At 54.2% G+C, this 343-nt stretch carries 1 tRNA gene; it reads right to left on the bottom strand.

The features are described from left to right. Window position 1: 1 nt before the first annotated feature. Window positions 2–75, bottom strand: a tRNA-Arg gene (locus tag OGX90_RS01130). Window positions 76–343: the final 268 nt, after the last annotated feature.

Here is a 343-nt window from a genome sequence, read left to right as displayed (position 1 = left end):
GTGCATCCGGGAGGATTCGAACCTCCGACCGCTCGGTTCGTAGCCGAGTACTCTATCCAGCTGAGCTACGGATGCATCGGGAAACTTGCTTTACTGTCGATACTGATACCGTGATAAGCGATATCAAGTAAGAGATGGTGCATCCGGGAGGATTACTCGGCTGCGCCTCGCCCTGCGGGCCGTTGCTGAAGCAACGTTATCCTCCCTGGTGCTCGCGATTATCTCACAGACCATGAAACAACAGTTTTGCTGTTATCTCGGAGAATATGGTGCATCCGGGAGGATTCGAACCTCCGACCGCTCGGTTCGTAGCCGAGTACTCTATCCAGCTGAGCTACGGATG

It is taken from the genome of Citrobacter sp. Cpo012 (assembly GCF_030333015.1).
Lineage (GTDB): Bacteria > Pseudomonadota > Gammaproteobacteria > Enterobacterales > Enterobacteriaceae > Citrobacter > Citrobacter portucalensis.
The sequence above is the reverse complement of the archived record's forward strand: the minus strand, read 5'-3'. Positions and strand labels throughout refer to the sequence as shown.